This is a genomic window from Streptomyces sp. NPDC043878 (assembly GCF_056435735.1).
The window spans coordinates 592703-616513 of record NZ_JBWKDW010000001.1; the positions used below are offsets into that span (position 1 = coordinate 592703).

Sequence of the window (23811 nt, forward strand, 5' to 3'; positions counted from 1 at the left end):
CGACTCCGGCCCCGACCCCGAGGGGCTCGACGGCGCCGCCGCGCGCCTGGTACGGCGGAATCGGGGTGTTGGCGGGTGTGACGTTCGCCGCTCCCGGCGGGGGGACTGGGCAGTCTGGTTACCCACAAGTAGCATGGCGGTGAGCGCGCGCTCAGCGCATGCGTGTCTCAGCAGTGCAGATCCCGCACCCTGGAGGAGAGCCATCGTGCCTCGTACCGTCAGGGACGTCGTCTTCGTCGACGGCGTCCGCACCCCGTTCGGCAAGGCGGGCCCGAAGGGCATCTACCACGAGACCCGTGCCGACGACCTCGTCGTCAAGGCGATCCGGGAGCTGCTGCGCCGCAACCCCGGTCTCGACCCGAAGCAGATCGACGAGGTCGCCATCGCCGCGACCACGCAGATCGGCGACCAGGGCCTGACCCTCGGCCGCACCGCGGGCATCCTCGCCGGACTCCCCCAGTCGGTGCCCGGCTACTCCATCGACCGCATGTGCGCGGGCGCGCTGACCGCCGTCACGACCACCGCGGGCTCCATCGCCTTCGGTGCCTACGACGCCGTCATCGCCGGTGGCGTGGAGCACATGGGCCGCCACCCCATGGGCGAGGGCGTGGACCCGAACCCGCGGTTCGTCAGCGAGAAGCTGGTCGACGAGTCCGCCCTGTTCATGGGCATGACCGCCGAGAACCTGCACGACCGCTACCCGACCATCACCAAGCAGCGCGCCGACGAGTACGCCGTGCGCTCGCAGGAGAAGGCCGCGAAGGCGTACGCCAACGGCAAGATCCAGGCCGACCTGGTCCCGGTCTCCGTGCGCCGCACCAACGCCGAGGCCGGCGAGACGGGCTGGGGCCTGGTCACCGCCGACGAGCCGATGCGCCCGGGCACCACGCTGGAGAACCTCTCCGGCCTCAAGACCCCCTTCCGCGTGCACGGCCGGGTCACCGCCGGAAACGCGGCCGGTCTCAACGACGGCGCCACCGCGTCGATCATCGCCAGCGAGGACTTCGCCCGCGAGAACGGCCTGCCGGTCAAGATGCGCCTGGTGTCGTACGCCTTCGCGGGCGTCGAGCCGGAGGTCATGGGCTACGGCCCGATCCCCGCGACCGAGAAGGCCCTCGCCAAGGCGGGCCTGTCGATCGAGGACATCAACCTCTTCGAGATCAACGAGGCCTTCGCGGTCCAGGTGCTCGCCTTCCTGGAGCACTACGGCATCGCGGACGACGACGCGCGCGTCAACCAGTACGGCGGCGCCATCGCCTACGGCCACCCGCTGGCCTCCTCCGGTGTCCGGCTGATGACGCAGCTGGCCCGCCAGTTCGAGGAGCAGCCCGAGGTCCGTTACGGCCTCACCACCATGTGCGTCGGCTTCGGCATGGGCGCCACGGTGATCTGGGAGAACCCGCACCACAAGGACGCCGGAGGCGACAAGTGAGCACCGCTGAACTCCTCAAGGGAGCGGCCGAGCTGTTCCCCGACGAGGTCGTGACGTCGGCGCACGTCCGCCACCTCGACCTGCCGTTCAACGCGGGCCGGTTCGCGCTCATCACGCTGGACAACGGCTTCGACCACACCCGGCCCACCACCTTCGGTCCGGCCTCGCTCGCGAACCTCAACACCGCGATCGACCAGGTCGAGAAGGAGGCCGCGGCCGGCGAGATCATCGGCGCCGGCATCACCGGCAAGCCGTTCATCTTCGCGGTCGGCGCCGACCTCAAGGGCGTCGAGCTGCTCAAGGAGCACAAGGACGCGCTGGCCATCGGCAAGGGCGGCCACGAGGTCTTCAAGCGCCTGGCGACGCTGGCCGTGCCGACCTTCGCGTACTACAACGGCGCGGCCATGGGCGGCGGCGTCGAGGTCGGCCTGCACTGCACCTACCGCACGGTGTCCGCGGCCCTGCCCGCCTTCTCGCTCCCCGAGGTCTTCCTCGGTCTGGTCCCCGGCTGGGGCGGCTGCACCCTGCTGCCGAACCTGATCGGCGCGGACAAGGCCGTCTCGGTGATCATCGAGAACTCGCTCAACCAGAACAAGCAGCTCAAGGGCGTGCAGGTCTACGAACTGGGCATCGCCGACGCCCTGTTCGAGGGCGCGGACTTCCTGGAGCAGTCGCTGCTGTGGACGGCGTCCGTCCTCAAGGGCGAGATCGTCGTGGACCGTCCGGTGATCGACCGCGGCGAGGCCTGGGACCAGGCCGTCGCGCGTGGCCGTTTCATCGCGGACAGCAAGGTGCACGGCGCGGCCCCGGCCGCCTACCGCGCCCTCGACATCATCGCCGCCGCCAGGAACGGCGACCTCCAGCAGGGCTACGACGCCGAGGACAAGGCGCTGGCCGACCTGATCATGGGCGGCGAACTGCGCGCCGGCATCTACGCGTTCAACCTGGTGCAGAAGCGCGGCAAGCGCCCGGCCGGCGCGCCCGACAAGTCGCTGGCGCGTCCGGTGACCAAGGTCGGCGTGGTGGGCGCGGGCCTCATGGCCTCGCAGCTCGCGCTGCTGTTCCTGCGCCGCCTGGAGGTGCCGGTCGTGCTGACCGACATCGACCAGGAGCGCGTCGACAAGGGTGTGGGCTACGTCCACGCCGAGATCGACAAGCTGCTCCTCAAGGGCCGCGTCAACCAGGACAAGGCCAACCGCCTCAAGGCGCTGGTGAGTGGCGTCCTCGACAAGGCCGAGGGCTTTTCGGACGCGGACTTCGTCATCGAAGCGGTCTTCGAGGAGATCGGCGTCAAGCAGCAGGTGTTCGCGGAGGTCGAGGCGGTCGCCCCGGCGCACGCGATCCTCGCCACCAACACCTCCTCGCTGTCGGTGAGCGAGATGGCGTCGAAGCTCAAGAACCCCGAGCGGGTCGTGGGCTTCCACTTCTTCAACCCGGTCGCGATCCTGCCGCTGCTGGAGATCGTGCGCGGCGAGCAGACCGACGACGCCTCGCTGGCCACGGCGTTCGCCGTCGCCAAGAAGCTGAAGAAGACGGCGGTGCTGGTCAAGGACGCCCCGGCGTTCGTGGTGAACCGCATCCTCACCCGCTTCATGGGCGAGATCCAGAACGTCATCGACGAGGGCACCCCGGTCGAGGTCGCCGAGAAGGCGGTCGAGCCGCTGGGCCTGCCGATGTCCCCGCTGGTGCTCCTGGAGCTGGTCGGCCCCGCGATCGGCCTGCACGTCTCCGAGACCCTCAACCGGGCCTTCCCGGACCGCTTCACGGTCTCCCCCAACCTCGCGGCCGTCGTCAAGGCGGGCAAGCGCGGCTTCTACGTGTACGACAGCGGCAAGCCCGAGCTGGACCCGGAGGTCGCCGCGCTGCTGAAGCAGGGCGACACCGTGCTCTCGGAGGAGCAGGTGCGGGACCGGGTGCTGGACGCGGTGGCGCAGGAGATCGGGCTGATGCTCGACGAGGGCGTCGTCGCCGAGGCCCAGGACATCGACCTGTGCCTGATCACGGGCGCCGGCTGGCCCTTCCACCTGGGCGGCATCACGCCGTACCTGGACCGCGAGGGCGTGTCGGAGCGGGTGACCGGCAAGAGGTTCCTCACGCCGGGCACGGCCAGCGTTCCGGCGTAACAGCCGTACGGCTCACAGCACAGCGAAGGGGGGCTCCCGCCGGTCGGCGGGAGCCCCCCTTCCCGTGTTACCCGGGCGGTCGCTCAGTAGGTGCCGCCGTAGTACGAGCTCGTCATCGGCCCGGCCGAGGCGTTCATGACGGTGAACGGGACCCGGGTCACCGGGGACTCGCCCCCGGAGACGTCCACCCCGAAGACGTCGACGACGTGCGTGCCCTCGCTCCAGGGCCACCCCGCGTCCCACGACCAGCTGCCGTTCGCGGCGACCGGGGCCCCGCCCAGCAGTACGCCGTTCTCACGGAAGCCGACCTGTACGGCACCGCCGGCCGCGCCCGCGAACACCACCCGGGAGTCCGGCACCTGTTCGTGGGCCACGGGCTCCAGCACCATCGGCGCGGACGGGTCCGGGCCGACGGTGGAGAGCAGGGGCCCGCGGTCCAGGACCGGTGCCTTCGGGCCCGCGGGCGCGGCGGCCCCGGGCGAGCCGTCGACAGCCGTGAAGCGCGCCTCGATCCGCTCGGACTGGTAGCCCGAGGCGTCCACCGCGTAGAGCTTCAGCACCTGTTCGCCCTTCCTCCAGTCCCTGCCCAGCTCCCAGGACCAGCTCCCGTCGCCGGCGACGTCGGCCTGTCCCAGGTACTTGCCGTGCTTCCAGACGATCACGCGGACGGCACCCCGGGCGTGACCCGCCAGCCGTACGGCGTCCCGGCGCACCTCCTCCCGGGGTGCCGGCGCCGTCACCACGGGGGGCGGGACCTCCGCCCCCCGCACCACCGAGGTGGCCGAGAGGTAGGAGGCGATGGCCGAGCGGTCGCGGTCGGGCTCCTCGAAGCCGTTGCGCACGAAGCCCAGGCGCGGGGCGATCCCGTCGATCAGGAAGTTGGCGAGGCCCATGAGGAGAGGCACGTTGCGTCCGGCGACCTGCGTGTGGTCGGCGATGTGCGGGGAGTCGCTGAAGACGAGGTTGACGTTCTCGTGATGCTGGAAGAGCCCGAGGAAGGGCTCCACCTGGACCGGGTACTGGTCGTCCTGGGCCGCCGACACCAGATAGATGTTGGCCGCGCGGTTCGCGCCCGAGCGCACCAGGTCGGGAAGGAGCGAGTCCAGCGCCCGCACGTACTCCTCGGGCACCCCCTCGCCGAGCATGTAACGGGCCGTACGGGGGTGGAGGTCCCTGACGTACGTGCCGATGGAGAACTGCGGCGCGACGGCGACGATGTTTCCGAAGCCGTACTTCAGGCCGAAGTAGAGCGCTGCGCTGCCTCCCTTGGCACTGCCCCACAGGGTGACGGCGTCCGGGGTGAGGTCAAGGGCGCGCATCATGGTCGAGATGAGCGTGACGACGGACTGCTCCAGCGAGAAGTCCATCTCCCTGCACAGGTAGAAGCTCTGGTTGTCGTCGAACTTGTCACGGATCCAGAGAATGTTGGCCCGCAGCTTGTCGAACACCCCGTTGGACCAGCCGTAGTCGCCCGGCGCCGCGAAGTTGGCGAAGACGACCACCAGATGGCGGTTGCCCTTCTGGGCGTGGGTGAACCGGTACTCGACCGGGAACGTCCCGGAGGCTTCGATGCCGGTGTGCAACTGCCGCCCGCTCGGGGGTGCCTGTGACATGTGCGTGATCCACTCTCTGATTCTGCGAAGTCCGACGAGCTCAGTACCGGGCGGTCGCCGCGTCTGCCGGGAGGTTCTGGACGGCGAAGGGCACGGCAGCCGCCGGGGACTCGCCGCCCGCCGCGTCCGCCGCGAAGACCTCGACGGTGTGCATGCCCCCGGCCCAGGACCAGCCCGGCTTCCAGGACCAGCGACCGTCGGGAGCGACGGCGCACGACCCGAGGAAGATCCCGTTCTCCCGGAAACCCACGTGCACGGCACCTGCGGCGAAGCCGGCGAAGTCGACCTGGGCGTCGGCCAGTCGGCGGTAGGCCTCCGGCTGCTGCACCAGCGGCGCCGGCAGTTCGCCGGGGACCGTGTCCGCCGTATGCCCGGTGCCGGGGCCCGGCGGCCGCGCCGCGACGTGCTCCGAGACCGTGAACCGGGCGTCGACGCGCTCGGACTGGTATCCGTTCGGGTCGACGGCGAAGAGCCTCACCTGGTGCTCGCCCGGGCTCCACGGGCTGTCCTTGACCCAGGTCCAGCCGCCGTCCTCGCCCACGGGGGCCGAGGACAGGTACGTGCCGTGCTCCCAGATGCTCACCCGGACCGCTCCCGGCGCGTGTCCGGTGAAACGGACGCCGGTGAGGGGCAGCAGATCGTGCGGGGCGGGTGCGGTCACGACCGGAGCGGCGAACGAACCCTGCACCACCGAGGTGGACTTGAGGAAGGAGTCGATGCCCGACCGGTCGGCGTCGGGCTCCTCGTAGCCGTGCCGGGTGATGCCCAGGCGCGGAGCGATGCCCTCGACGAGCAGGTAGGCGATCCCCAGCAGCGGAGGTGTGTTGCGCTGGGTCACTTTCCCGTGGTCCGTGATGAACGGGGACTCGCTGAAGATGAAGTTGAAGTTCTCGTAGCGCCGCAACAGCCCCAGATAGGGCTCCACCTGGCTGCCGTACTGCTCGTCCTGCGGGGAGGACACCAGGTAGATGTGTGCGTTCGGGTTCGCTCCGGACGCGAGCAGGTCGGGCAGGATCGCGTCGAGGGTGCGGACGTCGTCGTCGGCCATCGCCTCGCCCAGCATGTGCCGGCCGGTGTCGGGATACACGTTCCGTACGAAGGTGCCGATCGCGATCTGCGGAACGCTCGCGACGATGTTCGCGAAGCCGTACCGCAGCCCGAAGTAGAGCGCGGCGCTGCCGCCCTTCGAGCTGCCCCACAGGGTGACGTCGCCGGGCGTCAGACCGAGCGACGTCACCACTTTCGAGATGAGTCCGATGACGGACCTCTCCACGGAGAAGTCCATGCCTTCGCACAGGTAGTAGGTGTTCCCGCCGTCGAACCGGTCGCGTATCCAGAGGATGTTGGACCGGAGGTTGTCCAGCACGCCCGTGGCCCAGCCGTAGTCGTCCGGCGCGAAGATGTTGGCGAAGACCACCGTCAGATGCCGGTTGCCGCTCTTGGCGTGGGAGAACCGGTACTCGACGGGACGGCCACCTGACGCGTCGATTCCCCGGATCACCTGTCGGCCCTTGGCGGGTGCGTCAGACATGGTGCGCTTCCACTTTCGTCAGGTCCTTCGGAAGGGGACGGTCTCGGTGCCCGCGGTGGAGCGAACGCCCGAGACGGGATGAAAAGCCGGAGCCATGGCGTCCGATGTGTGAGTCGGACATGATGTCGGGATGCTCCCGACACCCGCCCGGCCCGCGCCCGGCCCACGGCCGCGTCGCGCTCGCCGGGCCGTCGCCGTGGCGGCGGCCCTGCTGGGGCTCGCCGCCGCGGTGACGGTCGCGCAGACCACGGGCGGCGACCGGTCCTTCGCCTCGGCCCGGACGCTGACCGTGGCCACCTGGAACATGTGCGGCGTCCGGCAGTGGGACTGCGCGGACACCGGGAGCCGCGCCGTGAAGCAGCGGGAGCTGAGGCACCTCGCCACCCGGTCCGGTGCGCGGGCCGTCCTCCTCCAGGAGGCGTGCGCCGGTGACGTGGCGGCGGTGCGCGGGTCGCTCGGCCGGTCGTGGCACAGCGCGTTCCGGGCCTACACCGAACGGGACCACGCGGGGCACGTCACCACCGTGCGGTGCGCCGACCCCGGGCAGGGCGCCGCGGGCTACGCGATCCTCGCCGCGTACCCCTTGTCCGCCGTCACGGCGGTGCCCTCGCGACAGCCGACCGTGGGTCTGCGGCGCGGCATCCTGTGCGCCACGGTCGCGGCGCACGACGTCCGGCTGTGCACCGCCCATCTGAGTCCGGCGGGCAGCGACCGGGCGCACCCCGACTGGGAGTTCCGCGACGACCAGCTCAAGGCCCTGGTGGCGGCCGTGCCCCGGCGGCGCACGGTGTACGGCGGCGACCTGAACGTCAGTCCGCCGGGCGGCGCCGACTCCGCCTCCTGGGTGTGGCCTCCGGCGCCCTACACGATCCACCGGGAGTGCGACCAGCGGTCCGCGTCCTCCCGCGCCGGCCGGGTCACCCACACCTCCGGGCACAAGCTGGACTACCTGTTCACCGGCCTGCCCAGGCTGCGGTGCACGGTGCGCGACACCGGAGCCTCCGACCACCTCGCGCTGCTCGCAACGGTGCGGACCGACTGAGCCGGCGCCACCGGGACGCCGCTTCCAAGGCCACCGGGTGCGGGCGCCGGTGAGCGCCGGTGGTGTGCCGGGGTGGGGCCGGCTCATGGCGTCCCGCGGCCGTTCGGCTCGTCCGGACACCGGCGGCACGCGCGGGCCGCTGTCACACGATCACGTCCGCGACGGCCCTGCCCCCGGCCCCCTGGGTGCGCGGGGTCTGCCCCACGCCCTGCTGGAGCCGCATCGCCCCGAACTGCGCCTGCTGATGCTGCGCTTCCTGGCCGGCGGCAGCGGCCTGACCCGTCGCGGGGCGGGAGTGGGCCGGTGTCCGGGCCTGCGCCTGCGGCGTGCCCGCCGGCAGGTACGGCTGCGTCCCGCTGGTGGCTCCCCGTGCCGGCGCCGTCCGGTCGGCGGGCACGGGCTGGCCGGGGATCGCGCCGATGGTGCCCTCGGCCGGGGTCCGTGCCCGGCGCCACTGGGGCGCGAACCAGTGCTGGGCCTGCCACCGGACCGGGGTGAGCGGCCGCCCGACGTGGCGGTGGGCCACCGTACCGACCGCGGGAGCCCGCGCGTCCCCCGGGACGAGGTCGCCGCCGGCCACGAGCATCCGGTCGGCGAGCCGCGCCGAGGCGTAGCCGTCGTCGAGGTCGCAGAACTCGTCCTGGAACCAGCGGTAGCGCTCGGCGTACGTCTCCTGGATCCGGTCGATGTCCCGGACCGCGCCGACCAGGTCCTGCGAGGTGTACAGCAGGGGCCCGGGAGCGCTCTGCTGGAAGTCGAAGTAGAAGCCGCGCAGCGTGTCGCGGTAGTGGTCCAGGTCGTAGGTGAAGAAGAGGATCGGACGGCCGGTGTTCACGTAGTCGAACATCAGGGACGAGTAGTCCGTGATCATGATGTCGGTGATCAGGGACAGGTCGGCCATGTCCGGGTAGTCGGAGACGTCGAAGACGAAGCCGTCACCGGCTCCCGGGACCGGGTCGACCACGTTGGGGTGGCGGCGGACCAGCAGGACGTGGTCGGGGCCCAGCCGGGCGCGGGCGTCCGCGAGGTCGATGCGGAAGTCGAGCTTGTACTTGCCGGGGGCGTAGAACTGGTCGTCGCGCCACGTCGGGGCGTACATGACGACGCGTTTGCCCTCCGGCAGGCCGATACGGCGGCGGATCTCCTGCTCGCGCCGCTCGGTGCCGGGCAGGCGCAGGATGTCGTTGCGCGGGTAGCCGCTCTCCACCATCTCGCCGGGGAAGCCGAAGGCGCGCTTGAGGATCGGGGTGGAGAAGCTGTTGGGCGAGACCAGCATGTCCCAGTTCTGCACCTCCTTCTCCACCCGTTCCAGGTAGCGCTGGTCGGCGAAGTGGATGGCCTCGATGTCATGGCCGATCTTCTTCAGCGGGGTGCCGTGCCAGGTCTGCACGACGATCTGGCCCTCCCGCTTCTGGAACCAGTCGGGCAGGTGGTTGTTGGCGACGACGTACCGGCTGGTGGCCAGCGCCTCGTACCACTGCGGGGACCACATGCGTATGGGCTTCGCCGTGGGCGGCACCTCGACCTGGTCGTCGCGGACCACGAAGAGGTGCTCCAGGTCGACTCCGCGCCGCACCAGTTCCTCGTGCAGGGCGCGCGGGCTGTCGGAGTACTGGGTGCCCTTGAAGGCGTCGAAGAGGATCGCCGGGCGCACCTTCGCGCGGCGGGCCGCCGGGTAGGTCTTCGTGCGCAGCAGCTTCTGGCGGTAGGGGCCGCGGGCGTGGTCGGGCATCGCCGAGTGGACGAGGAGGGAGAGCCGGTCGTACGCCTCGGCCTGGAGCTCGTAGCCGCGTTCGTTCTCCGCGTGGTGCTGCGGGAAGGACTCGACGAGGTCCTGTTCGATCTTCACCGTCAGGTCTTCGAGCCGGTCGTCGCGGGCGACCGCCGAGAGGTCCTGGCGGCGCAGGAAGAAGTCCCAGCGGCCGGCCGCGAGCGGGATGCCGCCGGCGAGGGTCCGCATCGCGGCGGGGGTCAGCACGCTGCGGAAGGTGTTGCCGTCCCACACGAGGGGGACGGGGCGTTCGGCCCCGTGGGCGCGCGAGCGGACCACCAGGTGGGCGTCGCCGTACTGCTGGGCGGAGAGCCGGTCGGCGGCCAGGTAGCGGGCGCCGATCTCCAGGGAGCCGTCGTCGCGCCAGGTGACGTCCGTCGCGGTGGGCAGGGTCGCGCGCTCGAACAGGACGAGGTAGCCCGAGCCGTTGCGGTGGACGACGACCTCCCGGTCGCCCTCGCGGGTCTGGAGCGAGGCGGGCATGCGGTAGTGCCCGTCCGGCGTGTCCTGGGCCATGACCGGATACATGGTCATCTTGCGGCCCTCGACGTGGAAGGTGGTCTTCCAGCCGTTGCTGCCCATGCTCCAGGACTTGGGGATGTCCGAGCCGGCCCGGGCGTCGGACCGGAAGCCCGGTACCAGCAGGCGCAGTGGGATGCGGGCGCTGAAGGTGGACCAGCCGTCGCCGCCGGGGGTGAAGTGCGCGCGGGCGTCGTGCTGTCCGGCCCCGCTCATGCTGGTGACCCGCAGTCGTCCCCACTCCGGGACCGTGGGGCCGAGGTAGACACCGCGCAGTTCCAGCTGGTCGCCGGTGACGCGGTGGCCGGTGATCCGGCAGCGCACGATCTCCACGCGTAGCTTGAGCTTGCCCTGCACGAACACCGGAAGGACACGGGTGTTCTTGTCGACATAGCGGTACGGCGGGTTGGCTGCCGATCCCGCGCCGCCGCGGTCGATGCCCCGGTAGCGGAACAGACCGCGGCTGAGGACCCCGGCCGCGACGTCCCAGGTCCCCTCGGCCCACCGGCCCTTGCGCTTGAGCCGGGTGGTGTCGATGCGCGCCTCGAAGCCGGCCCAGTCGTAGCAGTAACGATTCTGGTTGGAGCGCTCGGTGACCTGCGGCGCGTAGGTGGTCTTCGCGGTGGTGACCACCATCCGCCCCTGCTTCTTGTTCCGCAGGGCGATCGCCTTGACCGACATGTGCTTCTTGTGGACGTTGATGAAGCGGACGTAGGCGGCGCCCGTGAGGGTCAGCAGGTGACCGTCGTCGCTCCAGCGGGCGCCGTTCAGCGTCCCGTGCAGCGAGAACTCCTTGTCCAGGCGGTATGCCTTCTTGTCCAGGCCGACCTTGCGGTCCCCGAGGTAGGGGTACTTCAGGTAGCGGTGGAACCGCCGGTGGACGGGCATCGGCCCGCCCTTGCGCTCGAAGTGGACGACCTCCAGGAGCTCCGCCAGCCGGCGGTCGCGCACCAGGAGCCACTTGACCCGGGCGTCGGCGGGCAGTTCGTCGATGATGGTGAGGTCGGTCTCGTCGAGGAACTCGTTGGCCCACTCCATGAACGCCTGCTGGTACTCCTCGTCGGCGTCCGGCAGCACCTTCAGGTGCAGCATGAGGTCGGACTTCAGACAGGCGAGGTCGTACTTGCGCTTGCTGCCCTCGTACTGCTTCGAGCGCCGGTCGGCGAGGAACCGGCTCACCGACTGCACCGCGGAGACACGGTCCCGCAGGTTCGACAGCTCGGTGTGGCGCTGGGTGATCGAGGGGGCGGCGCCACCGTCGCGGCGGCGCCAGAAGTAGACGATGTCGGTGAGGACGTCGACCTTGGCGGCGCGGAAGTGCGCGTACATGTTGACCCAGGAGTCCTCGTAGAGGACGCCCTCGGGGAACTCGATGTGGTGGTGGTCCCAGAAGGTCCGCCGGAACAGCTTGTTCCAGACCGTGCGGTCGTAGATCAGCGCGTCGAACCTCGTGATGTGGGTGCCGCGCCGGTTCTTCTGCATCGGGCTCTTGTGCAGCGGGGACTGCCACTTCTTCGTGGAGTTCATCATCTGCACGTTGCCCGAGACGAAGTCCGAGCCGGACTCCTCCAGGGTGCGGACCAGCAGTTCGTAGGCGTACTCGGGGATGACGTCGTCACCGTCGACGAAGGCGAGGAACTCACCGCGGGGGTGCAGGGAGCGCAGACCGGTGTTGCGGGCGTGGCCGGGGCCGTGCGCGTGCTGCCGGATGAGCCGGAAGCGCTTGTCCGCTGCGCAGAAATCGGCCGCGATCCGGACGGATCCGTCGGTGGAGCCGTCGTCGACCAGGATCACCTCGAAGTCACGGAACGACTGGCGAGCGATCGATTCCAGACATTCGGCGAGGTACACCTCTACGTCCTGAAAGGGCACGACAACACTCAGACGCGGGTGTACCGCCAACACATACTCCTACCCAGACAATTCACCCCCGGGACACCGGCCGGCGACAGCTGGGCCCCCCTGAACGGCGCGCCCGTCCGGCCCCCTTGCCGTCCTGGGCATCACGCGCCTCCGAAACCGCGGTCGAGCCCCCTCCACCTGCGGTCACAGGATTGGCACATCTTATGTCGCCTTAACGAATGGTCAAGGTCCATTAATGGTCCGTTCACCGCTTGGACGTGTTAAGGCATAGCGCTGGCAAGGGAGATGAGGGTGAGTGAGATCCGCGTCATATGACCGGGGCAGCGGGGTCCGGAGACCCCCGGGGCGTCAGAGCCGGTGCCAGCGGGTCAGCGTGAGGCCGGAACCGTCCTCCTGCCGGGCCACCTTCGGCACCCCGTCGGGACCGATCAGCGCCATCACGACCCGGCCCGCGCCGTCGAGGGCCAGCGCCGGCGCGCCCTGGCACACCTCAGCAAGCGCGTACCACCAGAAGCCGTCGGACTCCCCCTCGGTGGCGCCCACGCCGAGCACGGCGGTGCCGTCGTCGTCCCGGCAGGCGAGGACGACACAGTCGTAGCCGTCGACCGACGCGCGCAGCGTCCCGTACGGCACCCGGGCCGGGGAGAACCCCAGGGTGACGGGCCAGCCGCCGGCCCGCCAGGCCGCGGCCCCGCCGCTGTCGGCGTCCGTCCAGAAGAACGTGGTCCGCTCCGGCCCGGTCTCCAGGGCGGCCACCGTGCCCGGCGAGGGGTGCAGCGCGAAACCGCGGGGCCCCGTGAAGTCCCCGCCCGGCTCCAGCTGGCGCCACACGAGCACACCGGTCTCCGCGGCGGCACACACCTCGACGCGGCCACCGGCGAGGGCGACCGGCGCCGGCAGCGCGTCGATGCCGCCGCCGCGCAGGTCCTCCCAGGCCCGCCACTTGCCGTTCGGAGCCTCGCGGCGCAGCATCAGGCCGCCTTGGGCCCCGCGGGCGAAGACGTGCACGGTGCCGTCCGGCGCGACCGCCCCGGCCGGCGGTCCCAGTTCGCGGCCCCGCTCCCCCCGGTGCGGATTGCCGAGCGAGCGCCAGTCGGAGACGGCGAGCCCGGTCTGGTACTGGACGGCGTGCACGATGTCCACGCCCCGGGAGCCGTCGGCGCCGGCACGTTCCCGGCGCCCGAGGAGGTGCACGTAGGTGTCGGCGCCCTGCGCCACCGTCAGGTAGGTCAGTCCGGCCACGGCCACGAAGTACGGGCCGCTCCATCCGGGGCCGCCCCGGGTGGTCTCGGTCCAGCGCAACAGGCCGCCGCCGGTGGGGGCGTAGAGGCTGAGCCGGCCGTCCCTGCCGAGGGTGAGCCAGTCGCCGTGGGCGGCTGCGGAGGCGACGCGGCCCTGTTCCCGCACGGTGGGAGCGACGGGGCGGGCGGCGACCGCAGAGCCTGGCGACCTTCTCCGCATGGCCTGGTGCACCTTCCTGAAGCCCGCCGTGTCACGGCCACGGAAACCCTGACATTCCGCGTCATCATATGCCGCTCGTTCACCAGTTCCCCTGCCTCGCGGCGGGAGCGGACCCCGCCGGGCGGCGGTCCGGGCACCGACTCGTCCCGGATCGGCCGGGTTGCGGGCGGATGCGGCTTGTTCGGCTTGTGTTCACGATTCGATCACGATCCGAACATGACCGGTCTGAGAACTGTTTATAGTTCTGGGTCGATCGAGCAGTACGGACCGGCCTCCCCCACCCGAGTCCTCACCACCGCACGCACCGCCCTTTCCGGGCACGAACAGCGAGGACTCGGACCAGGATGAGCCATGTCTCGACGCCCCAGGACACCGACGACGACACACCGTCCAGACGAGCGGGCGGCCGCGGACGCAAGCGCGAGCGGACGGGCCGCCGCCGGATCGGGAGATGGATCCTGCTGGGCCTGGTCGTGGTCCTCGTGGCCGCCGCCGGCACCGGCTACTGGTTCTACCGGGATCTCGACGGCAACATCAAGGGCGTCGACATCGACAGGGCCATCGGTGACGACCGGCCCGAGAAGCTGCCCACCTCGGGGCAGAACATCCTGATCCTGGGCTCCGACTCGCGCGCCGGCGCCAACGCGGCACTGGACAAGGCCAAGGTCTCCGGGGCGCGTTCCGACACCGCGATGGTGATGCACATACCCGAGGGCCGTACGCGAGCCGTCGCCGTCAGCATCCCGCGCGACACCCTCGTGACCCGGCCCGAGTGCACCAGGGCGGACGGCTCCACCGTGGCCTCCGCCAAGCGCGTGATGTTCAACTCCATCTACTCGCAGGTCGGTCCGGCCTGCGTGGTCAAGACCGTGGAGCAGATCTCCGGGGTCCGCATGGACCACTACGTCGAGATCGACTTCGCCGGCTTCAAGGGGCTGGTGGACGCCATCGGCGGGGTCACCGTCACCGTCGGCCAGGACATCCACGACAGCTCCAGCGGCCTGAACCTGACCGCCGGCACACACCGGCTCGACGGCACCCAGGCCCTGCAGTTCGTCCGCACCCGGCACGGCATCGGCGACGGCAGCGACCTCGGACGCATCGGTCTCCAGCAGCAGTTCATGATCGCCCTGCTGGGTGAGATCAAGAAGCAGGACCTGCTGGGCAGCCCCACCAGGACCTACAAGATCGCCGACGAGCTCACCGCGGCGCTCACCACCGACTCCGACCTCGCCTCCCTCACCAAGCTCGCGGAGTTCGGCCGCAGCCTGAACGGCGTCGACCCGTCGAGCATGGAGACGATCATGCTTCCGGTGGAGTACGACAAGATCGACCCGAACCGCGTGGTGGCCGCCGAGCCGCAGGCGTCCACCCTGTGGAAGGCGCTGCGCAACGACGCGCGGATCCCGGAGTCGGCGAAGAAGTCCCCGGCCACGGGCGGGAGTTCCTGACCCTGCACCGCCCGCACGGAGAGGCGGCCGGCCCCCGCGGGAAGGCGGCCGGTCGCACGTGAGGCGGCCACCCGCCCGGGAGGATGACCGGCCGCAGGACTCCGCGGCCCACCGCCCGGCCCCTCAGATCTCCCGCCATGCCTCCAGTGCCAGCCCCGGCTCGTCCTTGCGGCGGGTCATCAGCAGGCCGCCTGTCGAGGGGGACAGCGTGGCCGCGACCACCCGCCCCTCCTCGTCGAGCGCCGTCGACACCTCGGCGTCCACGGGGAGTTGCGGACCGGACTCGGCCCACCAGGCACCCGCCGACTCCTGCTCCGTGGGATACGCGGCGAAGGCGACCCGGCCGCTCGCCGAGCGCTGGGCGAGCAACGTGCAGTCGTAGCCGTCCAGTTCGCAGCGGACGGCGGAGACCGGGCCGGGTCCGGCGGCGGTGAGCAGGGGGGCGGGGGCGCCGCCCGGACGCCAGGCGCACAGGTCGCCGGAGTCGTCGGTGAAGAAGAGGGTCGTGCTGCGCCCGGAGGTGGCCAGCGCGCGGAGCGTGCCCGGGCGGACCGCCACCTCCATCGCCTCCTCCAGGACCGGCTGGCCGCCCGGCTTCTCCTGCCGCCAGTGCAGGATCGCGCCGGGGACGGCCGCGTACACCTCGACGCGCCCCGACTCGCCGGTCACCGCCGCCGGCCCGTCAGCGACGTCCCGTCCCTTGAGGTCGCGCCACGGGCCCCAACCGCCCTTCTCCTTCTGGGCGAGCATGCTCAGGCCGCCGCCCTTGTTGCGGACGAAGACGTGGGCGCGGCCCTCGTCGTCCACGGCGACGGCCGGGGTGCCGGTGCGTTCGCCCTTCTTGTCGGGATGGCCGACGGGGTTCCAGTCGAGGGCGGCGAGCCGGGGCCGGAAGTGTGTGGAGTGGACGAGGCCCGACTCACCGGACACGGTGGGCCGCCAGGCGACCAGATGGGCGTAGCCGTCGCCGCCCTGCCCGAGCGCGAACCCGGCGTGCAGCCGCTGGTCGCCGCCCACCCGGCGGGGCGGGCCCCAGGGTCCGCCCGGGCCGCGCTCCGCCCGGCACAGGACGGCGTCGCCCGAGGGCAGATAGACACTGAGGCGGCCGTCTCGGCCGCGCATGAGCCAGTCGCCGTTCACCGGATCACTGTATGACGGGGCCCGGTCACCGCCTTCGTGCGGGGCACCCCGTGCGACCCTTGCCCCATGGACGAGCCCACGGCCGAGAACCCTCCGCTCCTCGTGATCGTCGACGCCGCGAACGTCGTCGGATCGGTGCCGGATGGCTGGTGGCGGGACCGGCGCGGGGCCGCGGAGCGACTGCGGGACCGGCTGGCGGCAGACGGACTGCCGGGGCACGAGGGGCCGGTGGAGATCGTCCTCGTGGTCGAGGGCGGCGCCCGCGGGGTGGAGTCCGTGCCCGGCGTCCGGGTCGAGTCCGCGCCCGGGAGCGGCGACGACCACATCGTCGCTCTGGTCGCCCAGGCCGGCGGGCGGCCGGTCCTCGCGGTCACCGCAGACCGTGAACTGCGGCGAAGGGTGGGCGAGTTGGGCGCGCGGGTGACGGGACCGCGGACCGTCAGGCCGTAGGAGACCGGCCGTCGCCCGGTGGTCGACGGCCCGGGACCGGCACACCCCGCGACACCCGTGACCCGTGTGCGTGCCCCGGGACCCCACGCCGCGAAGCGCCTCCCCCGCCGGACGCGGCGCGGCCCCGCACGCTCCGCCGTGGCGGGGTGTACGGGGCCGGGCGCCCGGGCGGCGTGGTTACTCGCCGGCCGGACCGGCCGGGGTCTGCTCCCCCAGGGCCAGCCGGCTGTGGGAGCGGCCGTAGAGGAAGTACACGGCGAAGCCGATGACCATCCAGATGCCGAAGCGCAGCCAGGTCTCGGCCGGCAGGTTCAGCATCAGCCACAGCGAGGCGAGCACCGACGCGATCGGCAGGAACGGCACCAGCGGGGTGTGGAAGGAGCGCGGCAGGTCGGGGCGGGTCCTGCGGAGGATGACCACACCGACGGCGACCACGATGAACGCGAACAGCGTGCCGATGTTCACCAGTTCGGCCAGCTCGCTGAGGCTGGTGAAGCCGGCGACGATCGCGATGATCACGCCGAGCAGGATGGTCGGCCGGTGCGGGGTCCTGAACCGCGGGTGCACCTGCGAGAAGAACCGGGGCAGCAGTCCGTCGCGGCTCATCGCGAAGAACACCCGGGTCTGGCCGAGCAGCAGGATCATGCAGACCGTCGTCAGGCCGACGGCGGCGCCGAAGCTGATGAAGCCCGAGAACCAGGGATGTCCGGTGGCCTTGAAGGCGTCGGCGAGCGGGGCGTCCACGGACAGCTTGGTGTAGTGCTGCATGCCGGTCACGACGATCGACACGGCGACGTAGAGGGTGGTGCAGATGAGGAGCGAGCCGATGATGCCGCGGGGCATGTCGCGCTCCGGGTTGTTGGTCTCCTCGGCCGCGGTGGCCACCACGTCGAAGCCGATGAAGGCGAAGAAGACGACGGAGGCGGCGGTGAAGATGCCCATCACACCGAAGTTGGACGGCGCCCAGCCGAACATCAGCTGGATCAGCGGGGACTTGAGGCCGCCGCCCGCCTCCACGGGCTGGGCCTTGGGGATGAACGGGTGGTAGTTGTCGCCCACGACGAAGAAGGCACCGGCGATGATCACGACCAGGACGACGGTCACCTTGATGGCGACCACCACGGCGGTGACGCGCGCGGAGAGCTTCGTGCCGACCACGAGGATGCCGGTGAGGACCAGGACGAGGGCGGCCGCGAGGATGTCGAAGCCGAAGCCGTTGGCCCCCTCCCGTCCGCTGAGCGCCGCCGGCAGGTGCCAGCCGGCGTTGTCCAGCAGCGAGGCGATGTAGCCGGACCAGCCGACCGCGACCACCGCGGTGCCGAGCGCGAACTCGAGGACCAGGTCCCAGCCGATGATCCAGGCGGGCAGTTCACCGAGCGAGGCGTAGGAGAAGGTGTACGCGGAGCCGGCCACCGGGACGGTGGAGGCGAACTCGGCGTAACAGAGCGCGGCGAGCGCGCAGACGACGCCGGCCACGACGAAGGCCAGGGCGACGGCGGGGCCGGCGTTGTTCTTGGCCACCGTGCCGGTCAGGACGAAGATGCCGGTGCCGATGATGACACCGACGCCGAAGACGGTCAGGTCCAGCGCGGACAACGATTTCTTGAGCGCGTGCTCTGGCTCCTCGGTATCGAGGATGGACTGCTCGACCTTCTTCGTCCGGAAGAGGGTGCTGCTCACGGGCGTACCTCCCACGCTGTGTCGTCCTCGACATGATCGAGAGGGGGCGTATTCCGTATGCCCCGGCGCGGCCGGATTCACGCAAACGGGCCGCTTTCACCACCCTTCGTGGGGGTTCAAGCGGCCCGTTCGGACGCGTCGCCTCGCGTCAGTCGCGCGCCGACTCCACCGGGTCGGCCTCGGCCGCGGCGGGGTTGTAGCGGCCGTCGAGCCGGGAGACCAGGCCGGTGACCTGGCGGGCGATGTCGGGAGCGGTGAGCCCGATCTCGGCCATGACCTCGGCGCGGGAGGCGTGGTCGAGGAAGCGCGGCGGGATGCCGAAGTCACGCAGCGGGACGTCGACGCCCGCGTCCCGCAGCGCCTGGGCGATCGTCGAGCCGACGCCGCCGACGCGGGAGTTGTCCTCGACGGTGACGACCACGCGGTGCCGCTCGGCGAGCGGGGCCATGGCCTCGTCGACGGGCTTGACCCAGCGCGGGTCGACGACGGTGGTGGTGATGCCCTGCCGGTCGAGCAGGCCGGCGATCTCCAGGCACATCGGCGCGAGGGCGCCCACCGAGACCAGCAGCACGTCCGGCGTGTCGGTGCCCGGCTCGCGCAGCACGTCCATGCCGCCCACCCGGCCCACGGCGGGGACCGCGGGGCCGACGGCGCCCTTGGAGAAACGGACCACGGTCGGCGCGTCGGTCACCTGGACGGCCTCGCGCAGCTGGGCGCGCACCTGGTCGGCGTCGCGCGGCGCGGCCAGTCTGAGACCGGGGACGACCTGGAGGATCGACATGTCCCACATGCCGTTGTGGGAGGCGCCGTCGGTGCCGGTGACGCCCGCCCGGTCCAGCACGAACGTCACTCCGCACCGGTGCAGGGCGACGTCCATCAGGACCTGGTCGAAGGCGCGGTTGAGGAAGGTCGCGTACACGGCGAACACCGGGTGCAGACCGCCCGCGGCGAGGCCGGCCGCGGAGACGGCGGCGTGCTGCTCGGCGATGCCGACGTCGTACACCCGCTCCGGGAAGACCTTGGCGAACCTGTCGAGGCCGACGGGCTGGAGCATGGCGGCCGTGATGGCGACGATGTCCTCGCGCTCCCGGCCCAGCTCGACCATCTCCTGGCCGAAGACGCTGGTCCAGTCGGCGCCGGAGGTGGCGATCGGCAGGCCCGTGTCCGGGTGGATCTTGCCGACGGCGTGGAAGCGGTCCGCCTCGTCCTGGAGGGCGGGCTGGTAGCCGCGGCCCTTCTCGGTGAGGCAGTGCACGATGACCGGGCCGCCGAAGCGCTTGGCGCGGGCCAGCGCGGACTCCAGGGCCTCGATGTCGTGGCCGTCGATGGGGCCGACGTACTTCAGGCCGAGGTCCTCGAACATGCCCTGCGGGGCGATGAAGTCCTTCAGGCCCTTCTTGGCGCCGTGCAGCGTCTCGTACAGGGGCCTGCCGACGACCGGGGTGCGCTCCAGGAGGTCCTTGCCGCGGGCCAGGAAGCGCTCGTAGCCGTCGGTGGTACGCAGGGTCGCCAGGTGGTTGGCGAGGCCGCCGATGGTCGGCGCGTACGAGCGCTCGTTGTCGTTGACGACGATGACCAGCGGGCGGTCCCGGGCGTCGGCGATGTTGTTGAGCGCCTCCCAGGCCATGCCGCCGGTGAGGGCGCCGTCACCGATGACGGCGACGACGTGGTCGTCTCGTTTCAGCACCTGGTTGGCCTTGGCGAGGCCGTCGGCCCAGCCCAGGACCGTGGAGGCGTGCGAGTTCTCGATGACGTCGTGCTCGGACTCGGCCTGCGAGGGGTAGCCGGACAGGCCGCCCTTCATCTTCAGCCGGGAGAAGTCCTGGCGGCCGGTGAGCAGCTTGTGGACGTAGGACTGGTGGCCGGTGTCCCAGAGCACCTTGTCCCTGGGCGACTCGAAGACCCGGTGCAGCGCGATGGTGAGCTCGACCACGCCGAGGTTCGGGCCGAGGTGGCCGCCGGTCTTGGAGACGGCGTCGACGAGGAAGGTCCGGATCTCCTCTGCCAGCTGGTCCAGCTGCTCCAGGCTGAGCCGGTCCAGATCGCGCGGTCCCCTGATGCGGGTCAGCAGCGGCACCCGTGCCTCCTTGCAGTAGAGCTGATCGAGCTGTTCCGGGCTTGTCGAGTCTAATGTTCCGCCTTTGTGCCCGGCGCCCGGGCGGTGCGTCATGCGTCACGCGATCGGCTGTACCCACTATGCGCCCTGCCCACGACATGGCTGTTGCCCGGTACCTCGTCGGTACCGGGCAACAGCCATGTCGCGGGACGGCGGCTACGCGCGGCCGGACGCCTTCTGGCTGCGGCGGGACACGGAGTCGATGACGACCGCGCCCAGCAGCACCGCACCGGTGATCATGTACTGGATCGAGGTGTTCATGTTGAGCAGGTCGAGGCCGGTCTGGATGGACTGGATGACCAGCATGCCCAGCAGGGCGGACCAGACGGTACCGCGACCACCGAAGAGGCTCGTACCGCCGATGACCGCGGCGGCGATCGCCAGCATCAGCGTGTTGCCGCCACCGGCGTTCAGCGTGGCGCTCTGCGTCTGGCCGGCGAAGAACATACCGCCGACCGCCGCGAAGCCACCGGAGATGGCGAAGACGGTGATGCGGATCATGGACACGTTGATACCGGCGCGGCGCGCGGCCTCGATGCCGCCGCCGACCGCGAAGACCTTGCGGCCGTAGGTGGTGCGGCGCAGCACGAAGTCCACGATCACCAGCGACGCCAGGAAGATCACCAGCGCGTTGGACACGCCGGAGGACTGGTTGAGGACGTACGCGGAGACGAACGCGGCCACCGCGAGGGCGCCGACCCGCAGCGCGATCTCACTGGTGGGGCGGAACGGCACCCCGGCGGCCTTGCGGCGGCGCTGGTCGATGATCGAGCCGGCCAGCATGGACGCGACACCGAGGCCGGCCAGCAGGTAGCCGCCGATGACGGCCTGGTCCATGAAGAACGAGCTCTGGCCGAGCAGGTGCACCGGACCCTCGTCCGGGATGTTGATGGTGCCGCTCGCGCCGAGCAGCCACAGCATCAGGCCGTTCCAGCCGAGGAAGCCGGCCAGGGTGACCACGAAGGCCGGGACACCGATCCGGGCGAAGAACCAGCCCTGCAACGCGCCGATCAGGATGCCGGTGACGATCGCCAGGACCAGGGCGAGCCAGGGGGTCATCCCGTGGTTGACCACGAAGACGGCGAACAGCGTGGACGCCAGACCGCTGACGGAGCCGACCGACAGGTCGATCTCACCGAGCAGCAGCACGAACACCAGGCCGATGGCGAGCATGCCGGTGGCCGACAGGTAGTAGCTGATGTTGGAGAGGTTGTCGGCGCTGAGGAAGCGGTCGTTCTGGAGCTGGAAGATCGTCCAGATGACGATCAGTCCGATGACCACCGGCAGCGAGCCGAGCTCGCCGCCCTTCACCTTGCGCTTGAACTCCGTCCAGTAGCCCTTGAGGCCCTCTTCGCGGATCAGCAGACGCGGGTCGACGACCGTGACGGGCGCGGCCGTGGGGTCGTCGGCGGGAGCGACGGTCTCCTGGACCGGCTCCGGATCCTGCTTCACGGTCTTGGACGTGTCGCTCACTTTGCCGCCTCCGTGGTGCGACGCCCCGCACGGCGGGTCACGGCGTTTTCCGTGGCACCGGTGATCGCGGCGATGATCTCTTCGTGGGTGGTGTCCTTCACCGGGAAGGAACCGTTGTTCTTGCCCAGGCGCAGGACGGCGACGGTGTCCGCGACCGCCTTGACGTCGGCCATGTTGTGGCTGATGAGGATGACGCCCAGGTTGCGCTCGCGCAGCCGCTCGACCAGGTCGAGGACCTGCGCGGTCTGCTCGACGCCGAGGGCGGCGGTGGGCTCGTCGAGGATGACGATCTTCGGGTCGCCGATCAGCGCGCGGGCGATGGCGACGACCTGCCGCTGACCGCCGGAGAGGCTCGCGATCGGGATCCGGACGCTGGGGATGCGGATGGAGAGGGTGCTCAGCAGCTCCCGGGCGTTCTTCTCCATGGTGACCTCGTCGATCACACCGCGGTGCAGCAGCTCACGACCGAGGTAGAGGTTTCCGACGACGTCGAGGTTGTCGCACAGGGCGAGGTCCTGGTAGACCGTCGCGACGCCGAGTCCCTGGGCGTCGTGCGGCCTGTTGATGCTGACGGGCTTGCCGTCCCACTCGATGACGCCTTCGTCGATCGGGTGCACACCGGCGATCGTCTTTACCAGAGTGGACTTTCCGGCGCCGTTGTCGCCGACGAGTGCGACCACTTCTCCGGCGTGGACCTCCAGTTCGACATCGGTGAGTGCCTGTACCGCACCGAATCGCTTGGAGACTCCGCGCAACGCCAGCACGGGCGTAGCGGACACGTGAACCATCTCCTTCGCCGCCTGACCGGCGGGGATGCCGCGCTTGTTCGAAAGACGCGGAAAGTTGTGCCCGAGGGCACCGATTTACAAGATGAACATCGCGCGACCGGTGCCGTTTGGCAACGGCCGAGCGGCCCTTGGGCCGCTCGGCGCCGGTCATGCTGCCGTCCGGCGCCCGCCCCGCAGCGGGGTTGAAGGTGGGGCGGGCGCCGGACAGGCTCTGCCTGCCGTCGGGGCGGGTCCTTCGACCCGGCCCGCGCGGCCGACTAGGAGAGACCCGCGGACTTGCAGGCCGCGGCGTACGCCGAGGTGCAGATGTCCTGGACGGAGTAGAGACCGTCCTTGACCACGGTGTCCTTGATGTTGGCCTTGGTGACCGAGACCGGGGTCAGCAGCTGCGAGGGCACCTTGTCGCCGGAGCCGCTGGTCAGCGTCTCGGTGGCGAGGCCGGAGATGCTCTTGCCCTGGAGCAGGTCGACCGCGAGCGTGGCGGCCGCCTCGGCCTCCGGCTTGAAGGCCTTGTAGACGGTGCTGGACTGGGTACCGGCGACGATGCGCTGGATACCGGCGAGCTCCGCGTCCTGACCCGTCAGCGGGATGCCGGCGATCTTGGCGCCCTTCAGCGTGGTGGCGATACCGCCGGCCATGCCGTCGTTGGCCGCGTAGACGCCCGCGATGTTCTTGGCGCCGAGCTGCGTGATGGCCGCGGACATCTTCTGCGCGGCGACGGTGTCCTTCCAGAGGCCGGACTGCTCGTAGGCGATGTTCACCTTGCCGTCGAGGGCTTCGTGGGCGCCCTTCTTGAACTGCGCGGCGTTCGGGTCGGCGTCGTCACCGTTGATCATGACGACCTTGGACTTCGTGGTGGCCTTCTTGCCCAGCGCGTCGATCAGGGCCTGGCCCTGGAGCTTGCCGACCTCGACGTTGTCGAAGGAGACGTACGCGGAGACGGGACCCTGGGCGAGGCGGTCGTACGCGATGACCTTGATGCCCTTGTCGACCGCGGCCTTGATGGAGGACTTGATCGCGGCCGAGTCCTGGGCGCTGATCACGATGACCTTGACGCCCTTGGTGATCATGCTGCTGACCTGCTGGGCCTGCTTGGCCGAGTCGGCGTTGGCGTTGGCGTACTGCACGGTGCAGTCCGAGCAGAGCGCCTTGACCTTGTCCTCGAAGTACGGCTTGTCGAACTTCTCGTACCGCGCCGTGACGCTGTCGGGCAGGAGCAGGCCGATCGACTTGTTGTCCGAGCTGCTGCTGCTGCCGCTGCCGGAGTCCTTGTTGTCGCCGGCCTTGCCACAGGCCGCGATCGAGACGGCCATCGCGGAGGCGATGACGGCAACGGCTGCACGACGCATATGCGTGTT

General features: G+C 70.7%; 15 protein-coding genes. 5 read left to right on the forward strand and 10 right to left on the reverse strand.

Annotated elements, in window-relative coordinates:
* Positions 1-205 precede the first annotated feature (205 nt).
* Positions 206-1432 (forward strand): thiolase family protein, encoded by a 1227-nt coding sequence (locus AC07AZ_RS02550; protein WP_478842986.1) that lies wholly within the window; start codon positions 206-208, stop codon positions 1430-1432.
* Positions 1429-3555: a 3-hydroxyacyl-CoA dehydrogenase NAD-binding domain-containing protein gene (locus tag AC07AZ_RS02555; RefSeq protein WP_478842988.1), complete on the forward strand. Its 2127-nt coding sequence runs from the start codon at positions 1429-1431 to the stop codon at positions 3553-3555. The genes AC07AZ_RS02550 and AC07AZ_RS02555 overlap by 4 nt, the downstream gene beginning before the upstream one ends.
* A gap of 83 nt (positions 3556-3638) precedes the next feature.
* Here AC07AZ_RS02555 and AC07AZ_RS02560 read toward each other — a convergent pair whose 3' ends face one another.
* A complete protein-coding gene (locus AC07AZ_RS02560; RefSeq protein WP_478842990.1) occupies positions 3639-5168 on the reverse strand; it encodes a hypothetical protein in 1530 nt (509 codons plus the stop codon).
* A 40-nt stretch (positions 5169-5208) separates the two neighbouring features.
* A complete protein-coding gene (locus AC07AZ_RS02565) occupies positions 5209-6699 on the reverse strand; it encodes a hypothetical protein (protein WP_478842992.1) in 1491 nt (496 codons plus the stop codon).
* 130 nt (positions 6700-6829) lie between these two features.
* On the opposite strand from AC07AZ_RS02565, the gene AC07AZ_RS02570 reads away from it, so the two are divergent.
* On the forward strand, positions 6830-7741 hold the full coding sequence (locus AC07AZ_RS02570; RefSeq protein ID WP_478842994.1) for an endonuclease/exonuclease/phosphatase family protein: 912 nt from the start codon (positions 6830-6832) through the stop codon (positions 7739-7741).
* A gap of 142 nt (positions 7742-7883) precedes the next feature.
* On the opposite strand, the gene AC07AZ_RS02575 is transcribed toward AC07AZ_RS02570, so the two are convergent.
* Positions 7884-11903: a bifunctional glycosyltransferase/CDP-glycerol:glycerophosphate glycerophosphotransferase gene (locus tag AC07AZ_RS02575; RefSeq protein WP_478842996.1), complete on the reverse strand. Its 4020-nt coding sequence runs from the start codon at positions 11901-11903 to the stop codon at positions 7884-7886.
* Between the two features lie 339 nt (positions 11904-12242).
* Positions 12243-13301 (reverse strand): PLL family lectin, encoded by a 1059-nt coding sequence (locus AC07AZ_RS02580; RefSeq protein ID WP_478842998.1) that lies wholly within the window; start codon positions 13299-13301, stop codon positions 12243-12245.
* Positions 13302-13699: 398 nt separating this feature from the next.
* Between AC07AZ_RS02580 and AC07AZ_RS02585 the strand changes: the two genes are divergently transcribed.
* Entirely contained in the window at positions 13700-14806 is a 1107-nt protein-coding gene (locus AC07AZ_RS02585) for an LCP family protein (protein WP_478843000.1), read from the forward strand.
* Between the two features lie 123 nt (positions 14807-14929).
* Here the strand turns inward: AC07AZ_RS02585 and AC07AZ_RS02590 are convergent, their stop codons facing one another.
* Positions 14930-15946 (reverse strand): hypothetical protein, encoded by a 1017-nt coding sequence (locus AC07AZ_RS02590; RefSeq protein WP_478843002.1) that lies wholly within the window; start codon positions 15944-15946, stop codon positions 14930-14932.
* A 66-nt stretch (positions 15947-16012) separates the two neighbouring features.
* Here AC07AZ_RS02590 and AC07AZ_RS02595 point away from each other — a divergent pair, with 66 nt between their 5' ends.
* On the forward strand, positions 16013-16396 hold the full coding sequence (locus AC07AZ_RS02595; RefSeq protein ID WP_478843004.1) for an NTP pyrophosphohydrolase: 384 nt from the start codon (positions 16013-16015) through the stop codon (positions 16394-16396).
* A gap of 177 nt (positions 16397-16573) precedes the next feature.
* On the opposite strand, the gene AC07AZ_RS02600 is transcribed toward AC07AZ_RS02595, so the two are convergent.
* The 5 genes from AC07AZ_RS02600 to AC07AZ_RS02620 all read right to left on the reverse strand — a co-directional run bounded on the left by AC07AZ_RS02600 (position 16574) and on the right by AC07AZ_RS02620 (position 23802).
* The gene (locus AC07AZ_RS02600) at positions 16574-18076 is read right to left on the reverse strand and encodes an amino acid permease (RefSeq protein WP_478843006.1); all 1503 of its coding nucleotides are present in this window, start codon (positions 18074-18076) and stop codon (positions 16574-16576) included.
* 148 nt (positions 18077-18224) lie between these two features.
* Positions 18225-20153, reverse strand: coding sequence for a 1-deoxy-D-xylulose-5-phosphate synthase (gene dxs / locus AC07AZ_RS02605; protein ID WP_478843008.1), 1929 nt, complete (start codon positions 20151-20153; stop codon positions 18225-18227).
* A 195-nt stretch (positions 20154-20348) separates the two neighbouring features.
* Positions 20349-21665: a sugar ABC transporter permease gene (locus tag AC07AZ_RS02610; protein ID WP_478843010.1), complete on the reverse strand. Its 1317-nt coding sequence runs from the start codon at positions 21663-21665 to the stop codon at positions 20349-20351.
* Positions 21662-22453 (reverse strand): ATP-binding cassette domain-containing protein, encoded by a 792-nt coding sequence (locus tag AC07AZ_RS02615; protein WP_478843012.1) that lies wholly within the window; start codon positions 22451-22453, stop codon positions 21662-21664. The genes AC07AZ_RS02610 and AC07AZ_RS02615 overlap by 4 nt, the downstream gene beginning before the upstream one ends.
* A 257-nt stretch (positions 22454-22710) precedes the next feature.
* Positions 22711-23802: a sugar ABC transporter substrate-binding protein gene (locus AC07AZ_RS02620; protein WP_478843014.1), complete on the reverse strand. Its 1092-nt coding sequence runs from the start codon at positions 23800-23802 to the stop codon at positions 22711-22713.
* Positions 23803-23811 lie beyond the last annotated feature (9 nt).